This window comes from Citricoccus sp. K5 (assembly GCF_902506195.1).
Lineage (GTDB): Bacteria > Actinomycetota > Actinomycetes > Actinomycetales > Micrococcaceae > Citricoccus.
The window spans coordinates 2,930,772-2,949,880 of record NZ_LR732817.1; the positions used below are offsets into that span (position 1 = coordinate 2,930,772).

Genomic DNA, 19,109 nt, shown 5'->3' on the forward strand with positions numbered 1-19,109 from the left:
TCATGCCGCCTTTCGTCCATCGGCCAGCGCGGCGAGGGCACGCTGGAGGTCCTTGTCATTGAGGGATCCGGCGTGCCAGGCGAGATTGGCCTCCATGAAGTCCACGCCCTTGCCCTTGACCGTGTCGCAGACGATCACCGTGGGGGTGTCCGAATCCGGGTCCGGCAGGGAGTCGAAGGCTGCCACGAGGGCGCCCATGTCATGGCCGTCCACCTCGATCACGTTCCAGCCGAAGGCCCGCCACTTGTCCGGATACGGCTCGAGCTTCACGCGCTCCTCGGAGAAGCTCGTCATCAGCTGGCGGTTGCGGTCGATGAACGCCACCAGGTTGCCCAGGTTGTTGCTGTTCGCAGCCAAGGCGGCTTCCCAGACCGAGCCCTCGCCGGTCTCGCCATCCCCCATCAGGGTGAAGACACGGTGGCTCATGCCGTTGCGCCGGGCATGCAGGGCCATACCGGTGGCCAGCGGGAGCCCGTGGCCCAGGGAGCCGGTAGACACCTCCACACCGGGCAGTTGCACCTTGCACGGATGCATGCCGTAGGCGGAGTCCAGCCGGCCATAGGTACGCACGATGTCGTCGTAGTCGAAGAAGCCACGGATGGCCATCGTGATGTACATGCAGACCGCCGCGTGGCCCTTGCTGAGGACGAACCTGTCCCGCTCGGGATTGTGCAGATCCTGTGGATCCACGTGCATCCCATACTGGAACAACAACGTCAAAATATCAGCACAAGAAAGGTCGCCACCTATGTGCACTGAACCGTCATACTCTCCGCAGAGAAGGAGTAACTTTTCCCTCAGCTCATACGAAAGGTCTTCCAACTCGGAAACGTTGGTCTCCGGTCTCGTGATCGTTGCGGCCATGTGTTCCCCCAGGGAAATCGCGTTGCCCCAGCCACTTTGCTGAGATGTGATCTATGTCTCCCCGAGACCTTAGGCGCAGCAAGGGCCCCACGTAAAGGGGTATTTCACGCAAATTTGCTCTAAGTCAGTCACTGGCTCTCTGACCTGCGGTTTTCTCGGAAGATTCCTCGATGGGGATTCCGGGTCTGCGAAATCCATCCGGCCAGGCCACCCCATCCTTGACGCACCGCGCCCCCTTTGATTCACTATCCTTGAAGTGATGTGGCTCACGTGGTCGCGCCCGCGTCCCCGAGGCCCACCGTCTCATCGCGGAATCGGTTTTCACCGCTCATGTTTTAGGCATTCCATTTCAGAACGGCCGCATTCATCATCCCTGAAAGAGGCATCATGACTGACACCACCACTTCCCGCTCGCCGGGAAACACAGATCACCAGGACCTTCCCACCACGCCGTTGTACTACGGGGGCCGTGAGCACCAGAGCGAGGCGACACTGACCGTGGTCAATCCGGCCAAGCCCTCCGAGGTCGTCGGCCAGGCCGCGGCCGCCACCCGGGACCAGGCCCTGGCCGCCGTGGCCGCCGCCAAGGACGCCTTCCCGGCGTGGGCCGCCCTGTCCCCCACCGAACGCGCCGAGGCCCTGACCACGGCCGCGGCCGCCATCATGGAGGGCTCCGAACGGGAGGCCGCCATCCTCTCCTCGGAGAACGGCAAGGTCGTCGGGGAATCGACCTTCGACCTGATGGGCCTGGTCCAGCGCTTCGAGCTGGCGATCGGCCTCGCCGAGGAGGTGGACGCCGTCGAGACCCTTCCGGGGCCACCCACCGAAGTGCGCATCTCACACCAGCCGATGGGCGTGGTGACGATCATCGTGCCGTTCAACTGGCCCATCGCCATCCTCGGCGCCTCCCTGCCCTACGCCCTGATGGCCGGGAACACCGTGGTGGTCAAGCCGCCGCCCTCCTGCCCGCTGGCCACCACCCGCGCCGTGCAGCGCGTGGCGGAGCGGCTACCCGCCGGCGTGCTCAACGTGGTGACCGGCGCGGACGCCGAGATCGGCGAGGCCTTGGTCTCCAACGAGGACGTGGCCAAGGTCTGCTTCACCGGCTCCGTCGGCGGCGGCAAGAAGATCATGTCCATGGCCGCGCAGACGCTGACCAACGTCACCCTGGAACTCGGGGGCAATGACGGCGTGCTGATCCTCGAGGACGCCGAGTTCACCGAGCAGGGGATGGACCTGCTGTTCATGGGCATCTTCGGCACCACCGGCCAGGTCTGCATGAACGCCAAGCGCATCTACGTGCACTCCTCCAAGAGGGACGAGCTGGTGGCGGAGCTGACCCGGCGGCTGGAGGGCACCACGCTTGGCCCGGCCACGGACGCAGCCACCACCATGGGGCCCTTCCACCAGAGGGCCCAGCTCGAGTACGTGCAGGCCCTGGTCCAGGAGGCCAAGGACTCCGGTGCGGACGTCCGCGAGTTCGGCGAGCTACCCGGCGGCGAATGGGCCGAGGGGAACTTCATGCGTCCCTCACTGGTGCTGGACCCGGACCCGGCCCTGCGCGTGGTCACCGAGGAGCAGTTCGGCCCGACCATCCCGATCATCACCTTCGAGGACCTCGAGGACGGCATCCGGATGGTGAACGACACGCAGTACGGGTTGTGCAACTCCGTGTGGACCTCGGACGAGCAGACCGCCATCGAGATCGGCTCCCGGTTGCAGGCCGGCTATGTCTTCCACAACACCCACGGCCCCGCCCTGCTGGACCAGCGCGCCCCCTTCGGCGGCATCAAGCAGTCCGGCATCGGCCGCGAGATGGGCACCATCGGCCTGCGCAACTTCCAGGAGCCCCACGCCCTGGGCCTGCTGAAGGCCGGCCCCTCGTCCGGTGAGGCGGACAGCACGCCCGTCGGCTGATCGCTTCGCCCCAGGAGCCCCGCGACCCGGTCGAGGCCGCGGGGCTCCTTTGTGCTGCGGCTCACACGCTTGCTAGGGTCGGCGAGTCGCAGCATCCCTAGGCCATTCGACTCCGCACGATGAATGACGCCTCCAGCTCTTGCGGAAGGTCGCACCATGATTGCCGTCCACACACTCATCGCCATCCTGGTGATCGTGGTCCTCATCATCCGGCTCAAGGTGGATCCGGTCATCAGCCTCGTCCTCGGCTGCCTCTACCTGGGGATCGCCACCGGAGTGGGCCTGGCCGGCACCGTCGAGGCGATCACCACGGGATTCGGTGAGATCATGGTCGAGGTCGGGTTGCTCATCGGCTTCGGCGTGCTCATCGGCTCCCAATTGCATGCCAGTGGCGCCTTCACTCGCCTCGTGACGGTCCTCGTGCGGACGGTGGGCGCGGATCGATTGCCGTACTCGATGGCGGCCTTGCTGTCCGTGGTGATGCCGTCCATCTACGTGGATGTCCAGGTGGTCCTCGCGGCCCCGGTTGCCCGATCCGCTGCACCGAAGATCGGCAAGCACGGTCTGCCCCTGCTGGCCGCGGCGCTCGGCACGGGGATCTTCTCGGGTTACGTGTTCGTCGTCCCCGGTCTGGCTGCCCTCTCCATCACCGGGTTGATGGATATCCCGCTGGGCGACTGGCTCCTCTACGGCCTCGTCCTCGGGCCGGTCACGGCCCTCCTCACCACGCTCGTGATGCGCCTCATCCTGCGGACGAACTACTGGAAGCCCTCCTCCGACGAGGGCGCGACCCCCGTTTCGGAGCTTGAGGAGGCCCGCCTCCAGAAGGCCCAGGCGGACTCAGCCGGCCACGCAGGAACCACCGGTGGCGGGGGATCAACCGGTGGCGGTGGAACGACCGGTTCTGCCAGCACGGCGCCGGCGCGTGAACTACCCCTGATCGTGCTGTTCCTGCCGATCATCGTGCCGCTGGTCCTCATCGCTTTCGGGGCCTTCGCAGGCCTTTTCGAGTTCACCAACCCGGTCATCGAGTTCTTCGGGGACGCCAATATCGCCCTGTTCATCGGCCTGCTCGGGGCCTACCTGATTTCCCGGATCACGAACGGCAATGGCCGCACGCAGGATGCGCTGCAGTCGGGTTTTCACACCACGGGTGAGATCCTGCTCATCACGGGCGTGGGCGGCTCGCTGGGTGCCGTGATCGGCGCCTCGGGACTCGACCAGCTCCTAGCGGGCCTGTTCACGGCGAATGAGAGCATGCCGACCGTCCTCATCATCGTGCTGGCGTGGTTCGTCGCGGCGCTGCTGCACCTGGCCATCGGCTCGGTCTCCGTCGCAGCCATCGCGGCGGCCGGCATCATCGCCCCGGTGCTCGGCGCAGTGGACGTGAGCCCCATTGCGATGGGCCTGGCCATCGCCTCCGGCGCAATGTTCGCGCTCCAGGTGAACAGCAATTTCTTCTGGATGTTCAACTCGCTGCTCGGCCTCACCACCAAGGGATCCCTCAAGACGCTCACCATGTCGACGTCCATCTCCTCGGTCATCTCCCTGCCGATCGTGGTGATCCTCGCGCTGGTACTTCCCGCCTAGCCGACGCGGTGGCGGCGCACGTGCTGGGTGCCGGCTAGACCGCCGCGGACCGGGTCCGCTCCTTGTAGGCCGCCCGGAGGGAGAATCCTTCGGACAGGGCCTCCTCGCGGGTGATCTCGAGGCCCGCGGCGAGGATCTTCCGGGCCGAGAGGTGGTCGCTGGGCATGTTCACGGACTCGACGGCTGCCAGGATCCCGTCGCGGAAGCAGAACACGGAGAACTTCGGGCTGGCAGGATCCGGGTCCCCCACCACCACGGTCTCGTCGTCCGCCCGCACGATGTTGGCCATCTGCAGCCGGAACGGCCCCTGGGTGGACCAGAACCACGGCAGCTCCGCATACGGGACGTCGACGCCGAGGATCACGCCGGCCACGTGCCGGGCGTGATCGGTGGCGTTCTGCACGGACTCCAGGCGGAACGGCCCGCCGGCGTGCACGCAGGGAAACGCGGCACAGTCCCCGATCGCGTAGATGTCCGGGTCAGCGGTGCGCAGGTTCGCGTCCACCACGATCCCGTTGGCAGTCTCGAGACCGGCCTCGGCGGCCAGCTGGTCGTTCGGCTGGACCCCGACGCCGGCCACCACCAGGTCTGCCGGGTACCGGTCCCCGGTGGTCGAGACCGCGAAGGAGACCCGGCCGTCGTCGCCGGCCTCGAAGGACGCGATGCCCTCGTTCAGCCGCAGGTCGATACCCAGATCCCGGTGGGCGCCGGCGAACCAGTCGCCCAGCAGCGGGGTGAGCGCGCGGCCCATCGGGCGGGGCGCGAACTCCAGGACGGTGACGTGGCAGCCGCGGGCGAGCGCCGCCGTCGCGAATTCCAGGCCGATGAACCCGGCGCCGACCACGACCACGTTCTGCGCGGTGTCCAGCGCGGCGCCGAGCTGTTCGGCGTCCTCCAGGGTGCGCAGTCCGTGGATGCCCGGTAGGTCGATGCCCGGGGTCGGCAGTTCGCGGTTGCGGGCACCGGTGGCCAACACCAGCGACGAGTAGCCCAGGGTGGTGCCGTCGGCGAGGGTGACGGTTTGGGACTGCCGGTCCATGCTGGTGGCGGCGGTGCCGGTGAGCAGGGTGATGGCGTGGTCCGCGAAGAACGCCGCACCGCGCAGTGGCAGGGGCGCGGCCGAGGTGCCGCCTGAACCGTCAGTACCGTCCGTGGGACGGGCCTTCAGGTAGTCCTTGGACAGCGGCGGCCGCTGATAGGGCAGGCCGGGCTCCTCGGCCACGATGGTGACCTCGCCGGTGAAGCCCTCGGAGCGCAGGGACGCGGCGGCCTGCAGTCCGGCCTGGCCGCCGCCGATGATGACGACGCCGCGGGCGTCCTGATCTGCCGCTGCGGACACGTTTTGGCTCTGGCTCTGATGCTGGCTCGCGCTCATGGTTCAGACCTGCTCTTCCGGGATGTCGACCTCGATGGCCTCCGGGCCGCTGCCGCCGACCTCGATCTGGCAGCCCAGGCGGCTGCGGCGCTCATCTCGCTCGGAGGCGGTGACCTCGAGCATCTCCTCCTCGTCGTCGCCGATCTCCGGCAGGGCGTCCAGGTACTCCTCGCGGACGTACACGTGGCAGGTGGCGCACATGGCCTGGCCGCCACATTCCCCGACGATGCCCGGGACGCTGTTCTTCAGCGCCGCCTGCATGATGCGGTCGGGCTTCTCGAGCTCGATGACCTGGGTGTCGCCGTCGGGCTGGTGATACGTGATGGTGGGCATGGTGGGCTCCTGGGAGATCGGCCCGGCAGCTGTGCCGGGGTCTGAGGGTGGCGTGACCTCCAGAATGTGCTGGACACCACATCGGCGCAAAGTGGAAGATTAGGGGTAGTTCATCGCTATTACCGATAAAGGAGCCGCATGGCCCTGCCCTTCACCCTGCGCCAGTTGGAGATCTTCGATGCCGTGGTGCGTACCGGCTCCCTCTCCGCCGCAGCCCGTGACCTGCACACGGCCCAGTCCTCGGTGTCCTCCGCGATCGACGAGCTCGAGAAGCAGGTCGGCCAGCGGCTCCTCGTCCGCCGCAAAGCCCAGGGCGCCTGGCCCACCGCCGCGGGCCGCCAGTTACACCGCGAGGCGGGGATCGTGCTCCACACCGCCCAGGAAGCCGGCCGGATCCTGCAGGAGCGGGACGGTCAGCTGCGCGGCCCGTTGACCATTGGCGTCTACCAGACCCTGGCCCCCTACGTGCTGCCCCTGCTCCTGGGGGACTTCGCCACGGAGCACCCCCTGGTGGAGCTGTCCTTCGTGGAGGTCCAGCATGCCGAGCTGATGGCCGGCCTGACCTCCGGTGCCATCGATGTGGGGTTCACCTACCTCCATGAGGTCCCGGCCGAGGTGGACCACCAGCCCATCCTCGAGCGGCCGCCCTACGTCCTGATGCCGGCTGACCACCCGTTGGCGGACCGGCCCTCCGTGACGCTGCCCGATCTGACCGGGGAGAAGATCATCCTGCTCGGCGATGCCCCCAGCAAGGCCAACACGCTCCGGGACCTGGACACCACGGAGGACGACGAGCGCATCGCCTGGGTCACCTCATCCCTGCCGCTGACCCGCGCCCTCGTGGGCAAGGGCCTGGGAGTGGCCATCCTGGTGCAACCGGACGCCTCTCCGTGGACCGTGGACGGTCACCCGGTGGTCGAGGTTCCCCTGCACGTCGAGGACGGGAACGTCTTCGTCCACATCGCCTGGCTCAAACCCCAGGCCCGACGCCGGCCCCCGCGCCGCATCACCGAGATGGTCACCTTCGCCGAGGCGAACTTCGCGCCCCACATCGCCCGCATCGACGAGGATCGGCGCCTGCGAAAGGCCTCGGACATTGCTTGAGGTAGTGACTCATGGCACACTGAGTTGCAATTGCAACGATCGGCTTCTGGGCCGGTGAAGGAGAGACCATGACCACCGTGGCCAGCGGCACGCCCATTCTCGACGTGGACCCCTTCTCCGTCCCCTCGCTGCGGGACCCCCACCCCGTCGAGGACGCGATCCGTGAGGCCGGCCCGATCGTCTGGCTCGAGTCCCACGGCATCTGGGCCACCGGGCGGGCGGACCTGGTCCAGGAGATCTTCCTGGACCAGGAGACCTTCATCTCCTCGCACGGCACCGGCCTGACGAACACCGCACTGGAGGCGAACTGGCGCAAGCCGAGCGTGATCCTGGAACAGGACCAGCCACAGCACACCGCCACGCGCAAGCTCATGAGCTCCGCGCTCTCCCTCAAGGTCGTCAAGCAGCTCAAGGAGGACTTCCAGGCCGAGGCCTTCGCCGTGGTGGACGAGGTCTGCGCGCGGGGCGAGTTCGATGCCGTGACAGACCTCGCCGAGGCCTACCCGCTGCGGGTGCTGCCGGACGCCGTTGGACTGGCCCCCGAGGGGCGGCAGTACCTGCTGAAGTACGCCAACCTGAACTTCCAGGCCATGGGTCCTCGAGACGATGCACTCTACGAGGAGGCGGTGATCCAGGCGGCCGAGGCCACAGAATACGTGGAATGGCAGATGCGGCGCGAGAACCTGGATGAGACCAAGCTCGCCGGGAAGTTCTTCACCGCGGCGGACGAGGGAGCCATCACGGAGGAGACGGCCGGACTGCTGGTGCGGACCTTCCTCTCCGCCGGGCTGGACACCACCATGCTGGGGATCGGCAACGCCCTGCTGGCCCTGTCCCGCACCCCGGATGCATGGTCTGCCCTCCGCGGGGACCCCTCTCTGGCCCGCACGGTCTTCGAGGAGACGCTGCGGTGCCATGCCCCGAGTCCTTACATCGGCCGGACCGTGGGCACGCGCACCGAACTCGGCGGCGTGGTGCTGGAACCAGAGCAGAAGATCATCACCTGTCTCTCCGCCGCCAACCGGGACCCGCGCCGCTGGACCGACCCGGAGGCCTTTGACATCACCCGCGACGTCCGCGGCCACGCGGCCTTCGGCTACGGCATCCACGCCTGTGTGGGCCAGATGATGGCCCGCATGGAGGCCGAATGCCTGTTGACGGCCTTCGCCACCCGCGTGGACTCACTCGAGGTCACAGCCGAACCCGTGCGCAAACTCAACCACTGGCTGCGCGGCTACACCTCGATGCCGATGCGGGTGACGCTGAAGTAGCCCCGCCCCGCCGATCGGGAGTCTGCAGTGCGCGTCAGTCGCAGACTGCCGCCCGGGCCGCCGCGTCCAGCCACAGGTAGACGGCCCAGGCACCCGGGTCCAGGTGCCCCTTGACGCGGTCCCCCGCGTAGCTGGAGCGGCCCCGGCGCGGGGCCATGTCCGCCGTGGCCTCGGCGCCGGCCCGGGCCGCGTCGGCGGCCGCGCGCAGGGCCACCGGCAGCGGTTCGGACCCGGCACCGGCAAAGGCCTCAGCCGCCGGAGCGAGGGCATCCAGCATGGTGCGGTCCCCCGGGGAGGCCCCGCCCAGATCCTGGATCCCACGCTGACCGGCAGCCAGCGCCCTGGCCCAGTCAGCGGATGCCGGTTGCTCGATGCCGGCCAGCGCCGCGGAGGCCTTCAGCAGGAAGACCGCGTACAGCGGCCCCGAGGTGCCACCGATGCTCTTACGGGCCACCGCGGAGACCCGCCTCAGCAGCAGGTCCGGACGGCACGGCAGGCTGGCCTGCTCCTGGAGCACCGCCCTGGCGCCGCGGTCCAGACTGTGGCCGAGGTCGCCGTCGCCCACCTGCTGGTCCATGGCCGTGAGCTCAGGTTCCGCGTCCCGCAACGCCTGCAACACGTCTTCCAGCACCCTCCACCCCGGGCCGGCGAGCGCCGGGCCCTCCAGGCCGAACGCCTCGGCCGGCGGCACCGCCAGGAAGGGCTCAGTGTTCACCCGGCCGGACAGGGCCGGCCACGCCGACGTCTGGACCGGTGCATCCAGTAGCTCCACCAGCCGGTCATCCACGGCCAGCAGGGACAAGGACACGCCTTCCATCTCCATGGCCGTCAAGAAGGTGCCGGACCAGGCCCGGACCACGTCGAGGCCACGCTCACGCAACCAGGTCAGGGCGGCGTCGGCCACCAGGGAGATCTCCATCGCCGAGCTGCCACCCAGGTTGTTGACCAGCAGGGCGACCCGGCCGGCGTCGGGAATCCGACCGACCGCCAGGCAGGCCGACAGCAACCGGTCCACGGCCTCGGTGGCCGTGAGCAGGGCAGAGCGTTCCACCCCCTGCTCTCCATGGATCCCCAGGCCCCACTCGACCTCGTCCTCCCCGAGCTCGAAGCTCGGACTGCCGGCGGCCGGCACCGTGCACGAGCCGAGGGCCACGCCCATGGTGGCAAGGGCATCCGCCGCGGACTGGGCCACCCGGGCCGCAGCATCAAGGTCCTGGCCGGCGGCAGCCGCGGCCCCGGCGATCTTGTGGACCAGGACCGTGCCGGCGATTCCGCGATGCCCTGCGTGGTCGCTGGAACCGGCGAGGGCGACATCGTCCGCCACCACGACCATCCGCACGTCGATGCCGTCCGCGCGGGCCAGCTCCGCGGCCAATCCGAAGTTCAGCCGGTCACCGGTGTAACTCTTCACGATCAGCAGCACCCCGGCCCCGGAGTCCACCGCACGGATGCCGGCCAGGATGTCGTCCACCGAGGGGGACGTGAAGACCTCACCCGAGACCGCACCGGTCAGCATCCCGGCTCCCACGAATCCCGCATGCGCCGGCTCGTGGCCGGCACCACCACCGGAGAGGACGGCCACCCGGCCACGCTCGGAAGCCCGGGCCTCCACCACCGTGCGGGAGCCCTCCAGCAACCGAAGGCCCGGATTCATCCGCACCAGTCCGGTCAGGGATTCGACCACGACGTCGCGCGGATTGTTGATGAGCTTCTTCATGCTGTCCTTCGTCTCTGAGATGGTCACTACTGGTGGTTTGATGGGCCACATGACGTCCGCCGCCGAACCGATCCGCACCCGACTCAAGCACACGATCGACCGGGAGACCTTCCCCCCGGCCTACCTGTCCCTCGTGGACAACGCCCATGTGTGGGGCGGGTCGCGGATCTACAACGAGCGGTTCGGAGTCACCTCGCCGGACTTCGCCATCCTGTCCACACTGTCCAACCGCCCGGGATGCCAGGCCGTGGACATCTCGGAGCAGGTGGCCCTGGACAAGTCGGTGGTCAGCCGCCGGCTCCAGCGACTGCGGGACAAGGGCCTCATCTGCTGGGAGCAGGATGGTGCCCGCCGCCGGTTGTTCCTGACTCCCCAGGGCGCCCAGGTGCACGATGCGGTGCTCCCCGTGGCCCTGGAGCGCGCCGAACTGATGGTGGATGGCTTCTCGAACGAGGAACGGGCCCAGTTGCAGTCCTTCCTGCGTCGGATGTACGAGAACATTCCTCTGATGAATACCCCGCCTTCGCTCGAAGAATCCTGAAGCACTACGCCACCGATTTTTGGTACTTGTCGAATCGTATGTGAGATGCGACACTCGTTGCAATTGCAACTCGGAACGTGACTCTCCCGGTCATGCTCCACCGGACCCCCTCCGGATCACCCAAGGCAGGTACCCATGAACAGACTTCGCGCCACCCTCGCCACCGCGGCCGCCACCATGCTGTTGCTGACCGGTTGCGGCAGTGGCACCACCTCCGGTGCCGCCTCCTCGGAGGCGCCCGCAAAGGGCGCTGACTCCACCGCGAACTCCGATTCCTCCGGCACCGCGGCCGACGGCGAACTGAAGACCGTACGGGTGGCCGCCGTGCCCGTGGTGGACGTGGCGGCCATCTACCTCGGCGAGGAGAAGGGCTTCTTCGCCGAGAAGGGCATGACGATCGACATCCAGTTCACCACCGGAAGCTCGATCTCCATCCCGGCCCTGCTGCAGGACCAGTACGACATGGTCTACACCGGCAGTGTCAACGCCTTCCAGGCCCGCGAGAAGGGGCTTCCGGTGATCGCCGTGGCCGAGGGCGGCCGCACCACCGGCGAGCCCGGCGCTGACCACGGTGGCATCGTGGTGCCGGAGGATTCGGAGATCCAGGATGCCGGTGACCTTGAGGGCAAGTCCGTGGCCGTCAATGCGGTCAAGGGGCTCCACGAGGCAGCCATCCGCCAGTCCGTGAAGAAGGCTGGCGGAGACCCTGACCAGGTGAATTTCCTCGAGCTGGCCCTCCCGGACATGCAGCCAGCCCTGGAGCGTGGCTCCGTGGACGCCATCTCCACCTCGGAGCCGTTCCTCGGCAACGCCAAGGAGGCCGGACATCGCCTGATCGCGGACCCCTACATCGATGTGGATCCGGAGTTCGTGACGGCCGTCTACCTGACCTCGGAGCAGAAGTGGTCCCAGGACCCGGAGTTCGTCAAGGACTTTGTGGAGGTCGTCAAGAAGTCTCAGGAGTACGCCACGGAGCACCCGGATGAGTTCCGGACCGAGCTGTCCAACTTCACCGAGATCGATCCGGAGACTGCCGAGACGATGATCCTCACGAAGTTCGGCTGGGGCTTCCCCGAGCAGGCCATGCTGCGCGGTTCAGAGGCATCCCAGGAGGCCGGCATCATCGAGGATGCCGAGGCCGGGCTCGATGGACTCGTGGTGGACGTGCTGCAGTAGGGATCAGGCAGCAGTCAACCGCAGCGGCAGGCTCTCCCAGCCGCGCAGGGTGTTGTTCAGCTGCAGTTCCGGCTCACCGACCACCTCGATCATGGCGACCCTGCGGGCCAGCGCGCCGAGAAGACATTCGCCCTCGAGCCGGGCCATGATCTGGCCGACGCAGGAGTGGATGCCGAAACCGAAGCCCACGTGGCCGGAGGCCTGGCGGCTGATGTCAAAGGTGTCCGGATCCTCCCAGTGGCGCGGGTCCCGGTTCGCGGCAGCCAGGAACATCAGGATCTTGGACCCCTCGGGCAGCTGCACACCGGACACCTCGGTGTCCTCGTTCACCGTGCGGAAGAAGGTCTGGACGGGAGCCATATAGCGGACGGTCTCGTCGAAGGCCGCCCGGGCCTTGGACGGATCCTGGCGCAACGCGGCCCACTGCTCCGGATGCTCGGCCAGCTCGCGCAGCGCGGCCCCGATGCCATGCACCGTGGTGTCCACGCCGGCGGTCAGGAAGGAGCGCAGCAACCGTGCGGCCTCGTCCTCGTCCAGCCCCGCCTCGGCAGCCTTCTCATGCAGGGTCGCGCCGAACCGACCGGGCTTCGGGGTGCCCACCACGCACTGCTCGACGATCCACGGAGCCGCCTGGCCTCCGGTCTCCATGGCCCGGTCGTAGAGGTGGTTCTGAGGGCCGAAGGCGTTGAACGCCATGTTGCCGTAGGGCAGCAGGTTCTCCCGCCCGGTCTCGGACAGGCCGATGAAGTCCGGGAAGACGGACAGCGGGTAGGCGGCGGCCAGCTCGGCCACCCCGTCGATCTCCACCGTGGAGCCCTCGGCGAAGAGCTCGTCTACCATCCGGTTGGCGGTGTCCTGGAACTCCTCTCGAATCTGGCGCATGGTCTTGGGGTTGAACACCGAGGTCGCGACCTTGCGGGCCTGCGTGTGCTGGGGCGGGTCCGCCTCCAACAACAGCGACGGCGGCCGCCAGGGCTTCTCATTCTGGTAGTCCGAGAGCCCCACACCGCGCCCGGACACGAAGATCTCGTGGTTCTGCAGCACGTGGACCACCTCGTCGTACCGGGCCACCGCATAGACGCCATAACGGGGCAGCCAGGCGACGGGCCCGGCCTCCCGCAGGGTCTCATGCAAGGGGTAGGGATCGGTCAGCGTCTCGTCCGAGAATGGGTCGAGGTCGACCACCGGGACGCCGGCAGGTGAGGGAGGGACGTCGAGGGGCGGGACAGGTCGCTCCCCGTGGGGATTCGCCGGGGCCTGGATGGCGGTGGTGTCAGTCATGAGGGCTTCTCCTGTCAATCGGTGTAGGCCGTGCCCTGGACGTCCAGGGCCTCGTCGATCAGGTCGTATTCGAGCATCAGGTCGGCGCCCTGCTGGAGCTTCTCGAGGTCCAGCTCGGCGGAGAACACGGGCAGCTCGATCTCCTGCACCACCTCGGCGGTGACCGTGGTGAACTCCGGCACCAGGGCGCTGAAGGCCTCGCGGTTGCCGTCGAGATCCTCCATGGATGAGGACAGGGCCGAGCGCAGACCGTCGATGACCTCGGGATGGGAGTCGGCGTACTCCCGGGTGGTGATCCATCCGGCCACGGGCATCTCCTCGGCCGGACCCGCGAACAGGTTGCCGATCTTCACCAGCCCCTCCTTCTCGGAGACAGCCTGGAACGGCTCGACCTGCCAGACGGCATCCACGTTGCCGTTCTGCACGGCGGCGGCCATGTCCGGGTACGGCATCTCCATCACCTCGACGTCGGCCGGTGAGAGCCCGGCCTCCTCGAGTTGGGCGTAGAGGGCCACCGTGCCGATGTTCTGCAGGTTGTTGACGGCAAAGCTCTTGCCCTTCAGGTCGGCGATCTCCTCGATCCCCGAGTCCGGGTCCACGTAGATTCCGTGATCGTCGGCGCCGACGTCGTTGCCGGCGATCAGGACGATGGGCAGCCCTTGCTGGGCGGCCAACAGAGCCGAGGTGTAGTTGGCGTAGGTGATGTCCACATTGCCGGAGGCCAGGGCCGGAATGGCCGCCGCGCCACCCTGCGTCTGGGTCAGCTCGGCATCGATGCCGGCGTCCTCGAGGTACCCCTGCTCGTCGGCATTGACGAGGGTGGAGGTGTGCACGAGCGGGAAGTAGCCGATGTTGACGGCCTCCAACGCATCTGAGCCCTCGCCGGCGGCGGCGGACGATTTGGCGGTGTCCGCTTCGGCGCTGCTGGGTGAGCCGGAACCACAGGCGGTCAGGGTCAGAGCGGCAACAGACAGGACGCCGGCGGCCAGCAGGCTGCGGCGTCGGGCGGCCAGGAGTCTTTGTGTGGGCATCGTGGTCTCCTTGGTGGACGGGGGTGTCTTCGACTATGAGTCATGTCACACTGTTTTCATCGGAGTCATCCCTTTGAAAGGAAACGCATGGCCAGAACGTCCGCGGGTCGGTCTTCGTTGAGCCGTGCAGTGGACCTGCTGGATGCCTTCGACTCCAACTCGGTGTTTCTCACCGCCACCGAGATCGCCCAACGCACCGGCAGCCCGGTGTCCACCACTCACCGGCTGCTGGGAGAGTTGACCTCACTCGGCCTGCTCGAACGCGCCCCGGACCGGACCTACCGGCTCGGGGCGCGGATCTGGGAATGGTCTGCGCGCTCCCCCGGTGCCGCCGGTCTGCGAGCCGCGGCCCTGCCCCACCTGCAGAAGGTTCACCATGCCGTCCGGCAGCATGCCCAGATCGGGATCCTCTCGGGCCGCGACGTCCTGTTCATCGAACGCCTGTCCGCGCCGGACGCCGTCGTGAATTATTCGGTGATCGGCCAGCGGCTGCCCGCACTGGCCTCCTCCTCCGGCCTCGTGCAACTCGCGTGGCTGCCGGACCGGGAACAGGAGGCCGCCCTGGCCGCCGGACTGAAGCAGTTCACCTCGATGACCGTGACGGACCCGGCCCAGATCCGCCGCCGCCTCGCCGAGATCCGCCGCACCGGTCACGTGGTCAACGACGGCTTCCTGCACACCGCTGCACGCGGTATCGCGGTCCCGCTGCGCGGGCATCAGGATGACCTGCTGGGCGCACTCTCTGTCATCGTCCCCAACGACGCCGCCCCCGCCCTGCCGTACGTCACCCTGCTGCAGACCGCCGCCGCGGCGATCACCCGGGACTACGCGACCCTGACCAGTGGGCGCCGGGCCTGAGTCCGACCTGATCCGGCCTTGATCCTGCCCTGAACCAGAACCGGCCTGGCCCCGGACATGGCGCCGATGTCCACCGTTCTTAGCGTGGTGTTCACCGGGCGCTCTCCTGCGCGTTGACGGCGACCGCTGAACTGTCCAGGTCACGGTGGGGGGAACCCCGCCGCTCATCACTCGCGCCTGGCTCTCGCACGGACAGGCGCTCCAGGCCTGAACATCGGAGCCCCCAACATGCAGCGCAAGCTACCCGCGGCCGCCCTGGCCGGACTCATGACCATCGGCTTCCTGGCCACCCCGGCCACAGCCACCACCACCGCAGAGCCGGCCGGCCCACCCGCCCAGCCCGGCGCTGAGTGCAGCGCGGCGGACTTCCGGGACAACGAACCGGGCAACCACTACTACGACTTCATCCGGTGGATGCAGTGCTCCGACCTGGCCGAGGGCTTCGCCGACAACTCCTTCGGAACCTTCACCGACATCACCCGCGGTGAATCCCTGTCCCTGGTGCACCGGTACCTGCAGCCGAAGGTCGAGCCCACCGCCACCTTCCCCGACGTCCCGGAGACCAACGCCCACTTCGACGCCATCTCCTGGGGCGTGGCCGAGGAGATCACCACCGGCTATGTGGACGGCGAGTTCAAACCCGACCGGAACGTGACCCGCGGAGAGTTCGCCTCCTTCCTCTACCGCGCCCTCGACCCCGAGGTCGAGAACCCGCACCTGAGCTTCACCGACGTCCCGAAGACCAATGCCCACCACGACTCCATCACCTGGATGGCTTCCGAAGGCCTCAGCGTGGGCTACCAGGACAACTCCTTCCGCCCCAGCCAACCCATCACCCGTGGCGAAGTCGCCGCCCTGATGTTCCGCTACAACGAGTCCCAGCTCGCTACGGAGGAACCCGAGATGCCCGCCGGCGAGCCGGTCCTGCTGACCGATCCGTTCCTGCAGGTTCCCGAGGTCGGCCAGACCAACGTCGCCTGGTTCACCGAGCTCGAGGGCAGCCAGCACTGGGTCATCACCGGTGACGTCTACGGGCTGACCGCTGAGGACCTGATGCCCACCGTGGACAAGGCCAGCAACGCCCGCAACGGCGTGTTCCAGTCCGAGGCGAACAACACACAGTTCACCGTCACCAAGGCCGAGTCCATGCAGATGTCCCGCACTGCTGAGGACGCCGATTCGGTGCTGTCCGACGCCCCGGCCGAAGAGGACGGCATCGTCTCCCGGGACATCTTCCGCCACGAGGCCACCGTGACCGGGCTGGAGGACGCCGGCGAGGTCGACTACCGCGTTGTCTCCATCCTGGACGGCGAGCCGGTCCTCTCGGACACGTTCTCCCTCGAGGACGCGAAGACCGCCGAGGAGGACGCCAACATCCTGTTGACCTCGGACCACCAGGCCAAGAACAACACCCCGGCCAACCTCGAGTGGGCCGAGACGGTCATCGGTGACATCGACGCCGTCTTCATGGCCGGCGACCTGGCCAACGTCCCGGACCGCGCCTCCGAGTGGTTCGACTCGGAGAACGGCCTGGCCTTCTTCCGCGGGCTGCAGGGCAACGCCGGCTTCGAGGCCCCGAACGGCGAGACGTACGACGGCGGCGAGATCCTGCAGTATGCCCCGCTCTACACGGCCATCGGTAACCACGAGGTCCAGGGCCGGGTCGACGGCATGAACTCCCTGGACGAGTCCTTCAACTCCCCGGTGCCGCGCGAGGTGGCCGAGGCTGAGTACGAGAAGGTCGCAGTAGAGGTCAACCCGGACGGCCACGCCGAGGTCAAGGAGCAGTGGATCGAGGACAACTCCTTCTCCACCACCACCTACGAGGAGCTCTTCACGCTGCCCGAGTCCGAGTCCGGCGGCGAGACGTACTACGCCACCACCGTGGGCAACACCCGCTTGATCTCGCTCTACTCCACGCGCATCTGGCGCTCCGGCACCGCCGAGTCCGATCCGGCGGCGCGTCAGGCCGCCTCGCGCTTCCAGGAGGCCGCGGACACGCTGGACGACCCGATGTCCCAGGGCCACGGCTCATTCATCTTCGAGACCCTGGCCGTGGACTCGGACCAGTACCGCTGGCTGCAGGACGAGCTGGCCTCGGACGCCACCACCGAGGCCGAGAACGTGGTCGTCATGATGCACGAGGGCCCGCAGGGCCTGGGTGACAACGTGACCCCCGCCTTCGCCGAACCGACGAAGATCGAGGAGAAGGACGCCGAGGGCAACGTCACCGGTATCCGCTACGAGTACGAGGCGGAGAACAACAAGCTCCTCACCGACCTCACTCCGCTGATCGACGCCGAGGGCACCTCCGTGGACCTGGTGTTCAACGGCCACTCCCACCTGTGGAACCGCTTCGAGTCCGAGAACGGCGTGAACTACCTGGAGACCTCCAACGTGGGCAACTCCTACGGCGCCTACCACGAGCTCTCCGGCGACTCCCGCCCGGTGCCGGGTGCCCCGTGGAACGCGGACAACTACGTGGAGCAGGGCAGCCCGGGCGGCCTCGAGCCGATCGTTCCGTCCGAGCGTCCGTTCGCATCCCTGGTGGACCCGGACCAGGACGCCCCGTACGTGGCCTCCAATGACTACAGCATCTTCACCAACCTGGACGCCCAGGCCGGCTCGGTGACCTCGTTCATCCTGGACACCAATAACCCGGACGCGCAGCCGGAAGTCCTGGACGTGTTCATGCTCGACTGATCCACCATCACGAGAGCGCTACCTGTCGAGACACGCCGGTGTCACCGACAAGTAGCGCTCTCGTGTTTTAAGGGATGCGGGGGTGGCGTGGCGTACCTTGGCCTCTTGTGAGTCCCCCTGTGAACCCCCAGATGCCCGACGGCGGCGCAACCGAACGCGTGCCCGTCTCCATCGCCCTGGCCTCCTTCACCTCCAGCGTGGACCGTTTCGCGGTCAGCCCGCTGCTGGTCTTCCTGGCCGTGGACCTGGGCGCCTCCCTGGACGAGGCGGTGGCCGTGGCCGGGGTGTACTTCCTCGCCTACGGCTTTACCCAGCCGCTCTGGGGCGGCCTCTCGGACCGGTTCGGGCGGATGCGGCTGATGCGGATCGCCCTGGCCGGGTCCGTGGTGTTCGGCCTGCTCTCCGCGATCGCGCCCACCCTGCCGCTGCTGATGCTCTTCCGCTGCCTGACCGGCGCGTGCTTCGGCGGGATCATCCCCACCGCCATCACCTTCATCGGGGACACCGTGCCGCCACTGCGCCGCCAAGCCGCGCTGGCGGACAACATGGCGGCCATCGCGGTGGGGACGGCGATCGCGACGGCCGCGGCCGGCATCGTGGGCGAGACGGTGGGCTGGCGGCTGATGTTCGCCCTCCCGCCGGTGCTGGCCGTGGGCTGCATCGTGGCCCTGTGGACCACCGCCGAACCTCCGCTGCCGGCCCGGCGGCCCCTGCTGGGGGCGTTCGCCGAGGCGCTGCGGCACCGCTGGATGCTCGCGGTGATCGGGCTGGTGTTCGTAGAGGGGGCCGTGGTGCTGGGGTTGCTGACCCTGCTGGCACCGGCCCTGCAGGACCAGGGGCTGGACGCGTCCGTGGCGGGCCTGGCCGTTGCCGCGTACGGGGTGTCCACCCTCGCGTGCAGTCGGCTGGTCCGGCCCATCCTCCGCCGGCTGTCCGTTCCGGCGACCATGGCCCTGGGCGGGGCCGGCATGGTGGCCGGCTATGCCGCCGTCGCCGTCCACGTCTCGGTGCCGACCGTCGCGTTCGCCGCCGCGGCGCTGGGCTGGACGTGGGCGCTGCTGCACACCTCGCTGCAGGCCTGGGCCACGAACGTGTTGCCGGGACTGCGTGGAACGGCCGTCGCGCTGTTCGCCGCGTCCCTGTTCGCCGGCAGCTCTGTGGGCACCCTGGTGGCGGGCCCCCTCGCCGACGCCGGCCAGTGGGCCTGGCTGTTCGGTGCCACAGCCGCGGTGGGCGCGGTGCTGGTGGGGCTCGTGGTGGTGGCGCAGCGGCGCTACCTGCGCTCCGACCCGCCGTCCTGAAACACTGCGGCCAGTACGGATCCGAACGTTGAATCGCGGCCCGACGA

Annotated in this window: 15 protein-coding genes; 9 read left to right on the forward strand and 6 right to left on the reverse strand. The window is 68.1% G+C overall.

What is annotated here, in order from left to right:
- Positions 1 to 864, reverse strand: a complete 864-nt coding sequence (locus BOSE125_RS13145) for a transketolase (RefSeq protein WP_236558005.1) — start codon at positions 862 to 864, stop codon at positions 1 to 3.
- A gap of 387 nt (positions 865 to 1,251) precedes the next feature.
- Between BOSE125_RS13145 and BOSE125_RS13150 the strand changes: the two genes are divergently transcribed.
- Positions 1,252 to 2,781, forward strand: a complete 1,530-nt coding sequence (locus BOSE125_RS13150) for an aldehyde dehydrogenase family protein (protein ID WP_159553213.1) — start codon at positions 1,252 to 1,254, stop codon at positions 2,779 to 2,781.
- Positions 2,782 to 2,937: 156 nt separating this feature from the next.
- Positions 2,938 to 4,371, forward strand: coding sequence for a GntP family permease (locus BOSE125_RS13155; RefSeq protein ID WP_159553215.1), 1,434 nt, complete (start codon positions 2,938 to 2,940; stop codon positions 4,369 to 4,371).
- A gap of 34 nt (positions 4,372 to 4,405) precedes the next feature.
- Here BOSE125_RS13155 and BOSE125_RS13160 read toward each other — a convergent pair whose 3' ends face one another.
- A complete protein-coding gene (locus BOSE125_RS13160; RefSeq protein WP_159553217.1) occupies positions 4,406 to 5,746 on the reverse strand; it encodes an NAD(P)/FAD-dependent oxidoreductase in 1,341 nt (446 codons plus the stop codon).
- Positions 5,747 to 5,749: 3 nt separating this feature from the next.
- The gene (locus tag BOSE125_RS13165; protein WP_159553219.1) at positions 5,750 to 6,079 is read right to left on the reverse strand and encodes a 2Fe-2S iron-sulfur cluster-binding protein; all 330 of its coding nucleotides are present in this window, start codon (positions 6,077 to 6,079) and stop codon (positions 5,750 to 5,752) included.
- A 138-nt stretch (positions 6,080 to 6,217) separates the two neighbouring features.
- On the opposite strand from BOSE125_RS13165, the gene BOSE125_RS13170 reads away from it, so the two are divergent.
- Together BOSE125_RS13170 and BOSE125_RS13175 are read left to right on the forward strand one after the other, a co-directional pair.
- Positions 6,218 to 7,183, forward strand: a complete 966-nt coding sequence (locus BOSE125_RS13170) for a LysR family transcriptional regulator (protein ID WP_159553221.1) — start codon at positions 6,218 to 6,220, stop codon at positions 7,181 to 7,183.
- Between the two features lie 68 nt (positions 7,184 to 7,251).
- On the forward strand, positions 7,252 to 8,454 hold the full coding sequence (locus BOSE125_RS13175; RefSeq protein ID WP_159553223.1) for a cytochrome P450: 1,203 nt from the start codon (positions 7,252 to 7,254) through the stop codon (positions 8,452 to 8,454).
- 34 nt (positions 8,455 to 8,488) lie between these two features.
- On the opposite strand, the gene BOSE125_RS13180 is transcribed toward BOSE125_RS13175, so the two are convergent.
- On the reverse strand, positions 8,489 to 10,171 hold the full coding sequence (locus tag BOSE125_RS13180) for a dihydroxyacetone kinase family protein (RefSeq protein WP_159553225.1): 1,683 nt from the start codon (positions 10,169 to 10,171) through the stop codon (positions 8,489 to 8,491).
- Here BOSE125_RS13180 and BOSE125_RS13185 point away from each other — a divergent pair.
- Positions 10,158 to 10,712 (forward strand): MarR family winged helix-turn-helix transcriptional regulator, encoded by a 555-nt coding sequence (locus BOSE125_RS13185; protein WP_159553227.1) that lies wholly within the window; start codon positions 10,158 to 10,160, stop codon positions 10,710 to 10,712. The two genes, BOSE125_RS13180 and BOSE125_RS13185, sit on opposite strands and share 14 nt — an antisense overlap.
- A 135-nt stretch (positions 10,713 to 10,847) precedes the next feature.
- A complete protein-coding gene (locus BOSE125_RS13190) occupies positions 10,848 to 11,888 on the forward strand; it encodes an ABC transporter substrate-binding protein (RefSeq protein ID WP_159553229.1) in 1,041 nt (346 codons plus the stop codon).
- A gap of 3 nt (positions 11,889 to 11,891) precedes the next feature.
- Here BOSE125_RS13190 and BOSE125_RS13195 read toward each other — a convergent pair whose 3' ends face one another.
- The gene (locus BOSE125_RS13195) at positions 11,892 to 13,169 is read right to left on the reverse strand and encodes a cytochrome P450 (protein ID WP_159553231.1); all 1,278 of its coding nucleotides are present in this window, start codon (positions 13,167 to 13,169) and stop codon (positions 11,892 to 11,894) included.
- 14 nt (positions 13,170 to 13,183) lie between these two features.
- A complete protein-coding gene (locus BOSE125_RS13200; RefSeq protein WP_159553233.1) occupies positions 13,184 to 14,200 on the reverse strand; it encodes an ABC transporter substrate-binding protein in 1,017 nt (338 codons plus the stop codon).
- 87 nt (positions 14,201 to 14,287) lie between these two features.
- On the opposite strand from BOSE125_RS13200, the gene BOSE125_RS13205 reads away from it, so the two are divergent.
- From BOSE125_RS13205 to BOSE125_RS13215, 3 genes are all read left to right on the forward strand, one after another.
- Positions 14,288 to 15,058 carry an IclR family transcriptional regulator gene (locus tag BOSE125_RS13205; protein WP_159553235.1) on the forward strand — a complete coding sequence of 257 codons (771 nt, stop codon included), beginning with the start codon at positions 14,288 to 14,290 and terminating at the stop codon, positions 15,056 to 15,058.
- Positions 15,059 to 15,286: 228 nt separating this feature from the next.
- A complete protein-coding gene (locus BOSE125_RS13210; RefSeq protein ID WP_159553237.1) occupies positions 15,287 to 17,761 on the forward strand; it encodes an S-layer homology domain-containing protein in 2,475 nt (824 codons plus the stop codon).
- Positions 17,762 to 17,880: 119 nt separating this feature from the next.
- Positions 17,881 to 19,062, forward strand: coding sequence for an MFS transporter (locus BOSE125_RS13215; RefSeq protein WP_236558007.1), 1,182 nt, complete (start codon positions 17,881 to 17,883; stop codon positions 19,060 to 19,062).
- Positions 19,063 to 19,109: the final 47 nt, after the last annotated feature.

Bases quoted from the DNA above. Each gene is read 5' to 3' on its own strand.
- BOSE125_RS13145 (WP_236558005.1), bottom strand. From the start codon at position 864: ATGGCCGCAACGATCACGAGACCGGAGACCAACGTTTCCGAGTTGGAA.
- BOSE125_RS13150 (WP_159553213.1), top strand. From the start codon at position 1,252: ATGACTGACACCACCACTTCCCGCTCGCCGGGAAACACAGATCACCAG.
- BOSE125_RS13155 (WP_159553215.1), top strand. From the start codon at position 2,938: ATGATTGCCGTCCACACACTCATCGCCATCCTGGTGATCGTGGTCCTC.
- BOSE125_RS13160 (WP_159553217.1), bottom strand. From the start codon at position 5,746: ATGAGCGCGAGCCAGCATCAGAGCCAGAGCCAAAACGTGTCCGCAGCG.
- BOSE125_RS13165 (WP_159553219.1), bottom strand. From the start codon at position 6,079: ATGCCCACCATCACGTATCACCAGCCCGACGGCGACACCCAGGTCATC.
- BOSE125_RS13170 (WP_159553221.1), top strand. From the start codon at position 6,218: ATGGCCCTGCCCTTCACCCTGCGCCAGTTGGAGATCTTCGATGCCGTG.
- BOSE125_RS13175 (WP_159553223.1), top strand. From the start codon at position 7,252: ATGACCACCGTGGCCAGCGGCACGCCCATTCTCGACGTGGACCCCTTC.
- BOSE125_RS13185 (WP_159553227.1), top strand. From the start codon at position 10,158: ATGAGCTTCTTCATGCTGTCCTTCGTCTCTGAGATGGTCACTACTGGT.
- BOSE125_RS13180 (WP_159553225.1), bottom strand. From the start codon at position 10,171: ATGAAGAAGCTCATCAACAATCCGCGCGACGTCGTGGTCGAATCCCTG.
- BOSE125_RS13190 (WP_159553229.1), top strand. From the start codon at position 10,848: ATGAACAGACTTCGCGCCACCCTCGCCACCGCGGCCGCCACCATGCTG.
- BOSE125_RS13195 (WP_159553231.1), bottom strand. From the start codon at position 13,169: ATGACTGACACCACCGCCATCCAGGCCCCGGCGAATCCCCACGGGGAG.
- BOSE125_RS13200 (WP_159553233.1), bottom strand. From the start codon at position 14,200: ATGCCCACACAAAGACTCCTGGCCGCCCGACGCCGCAGCCTGCTGGCC.
- BOSE125_RS13205 (WP_159553235.1), top strand. From the start codon at position 14,288: ATGGCCAGAACGTCCGCGGGTCGGTCTTCGTTGAGCCGTGCAGTGGAC.
- BOSE125_RS13210 (WP_159553237.1), top strand. From the start codon at position 15,287: ATGCAGCGCAAGCTACCCGCGGCCGCCCTGGCCGGACTCATGACCATC.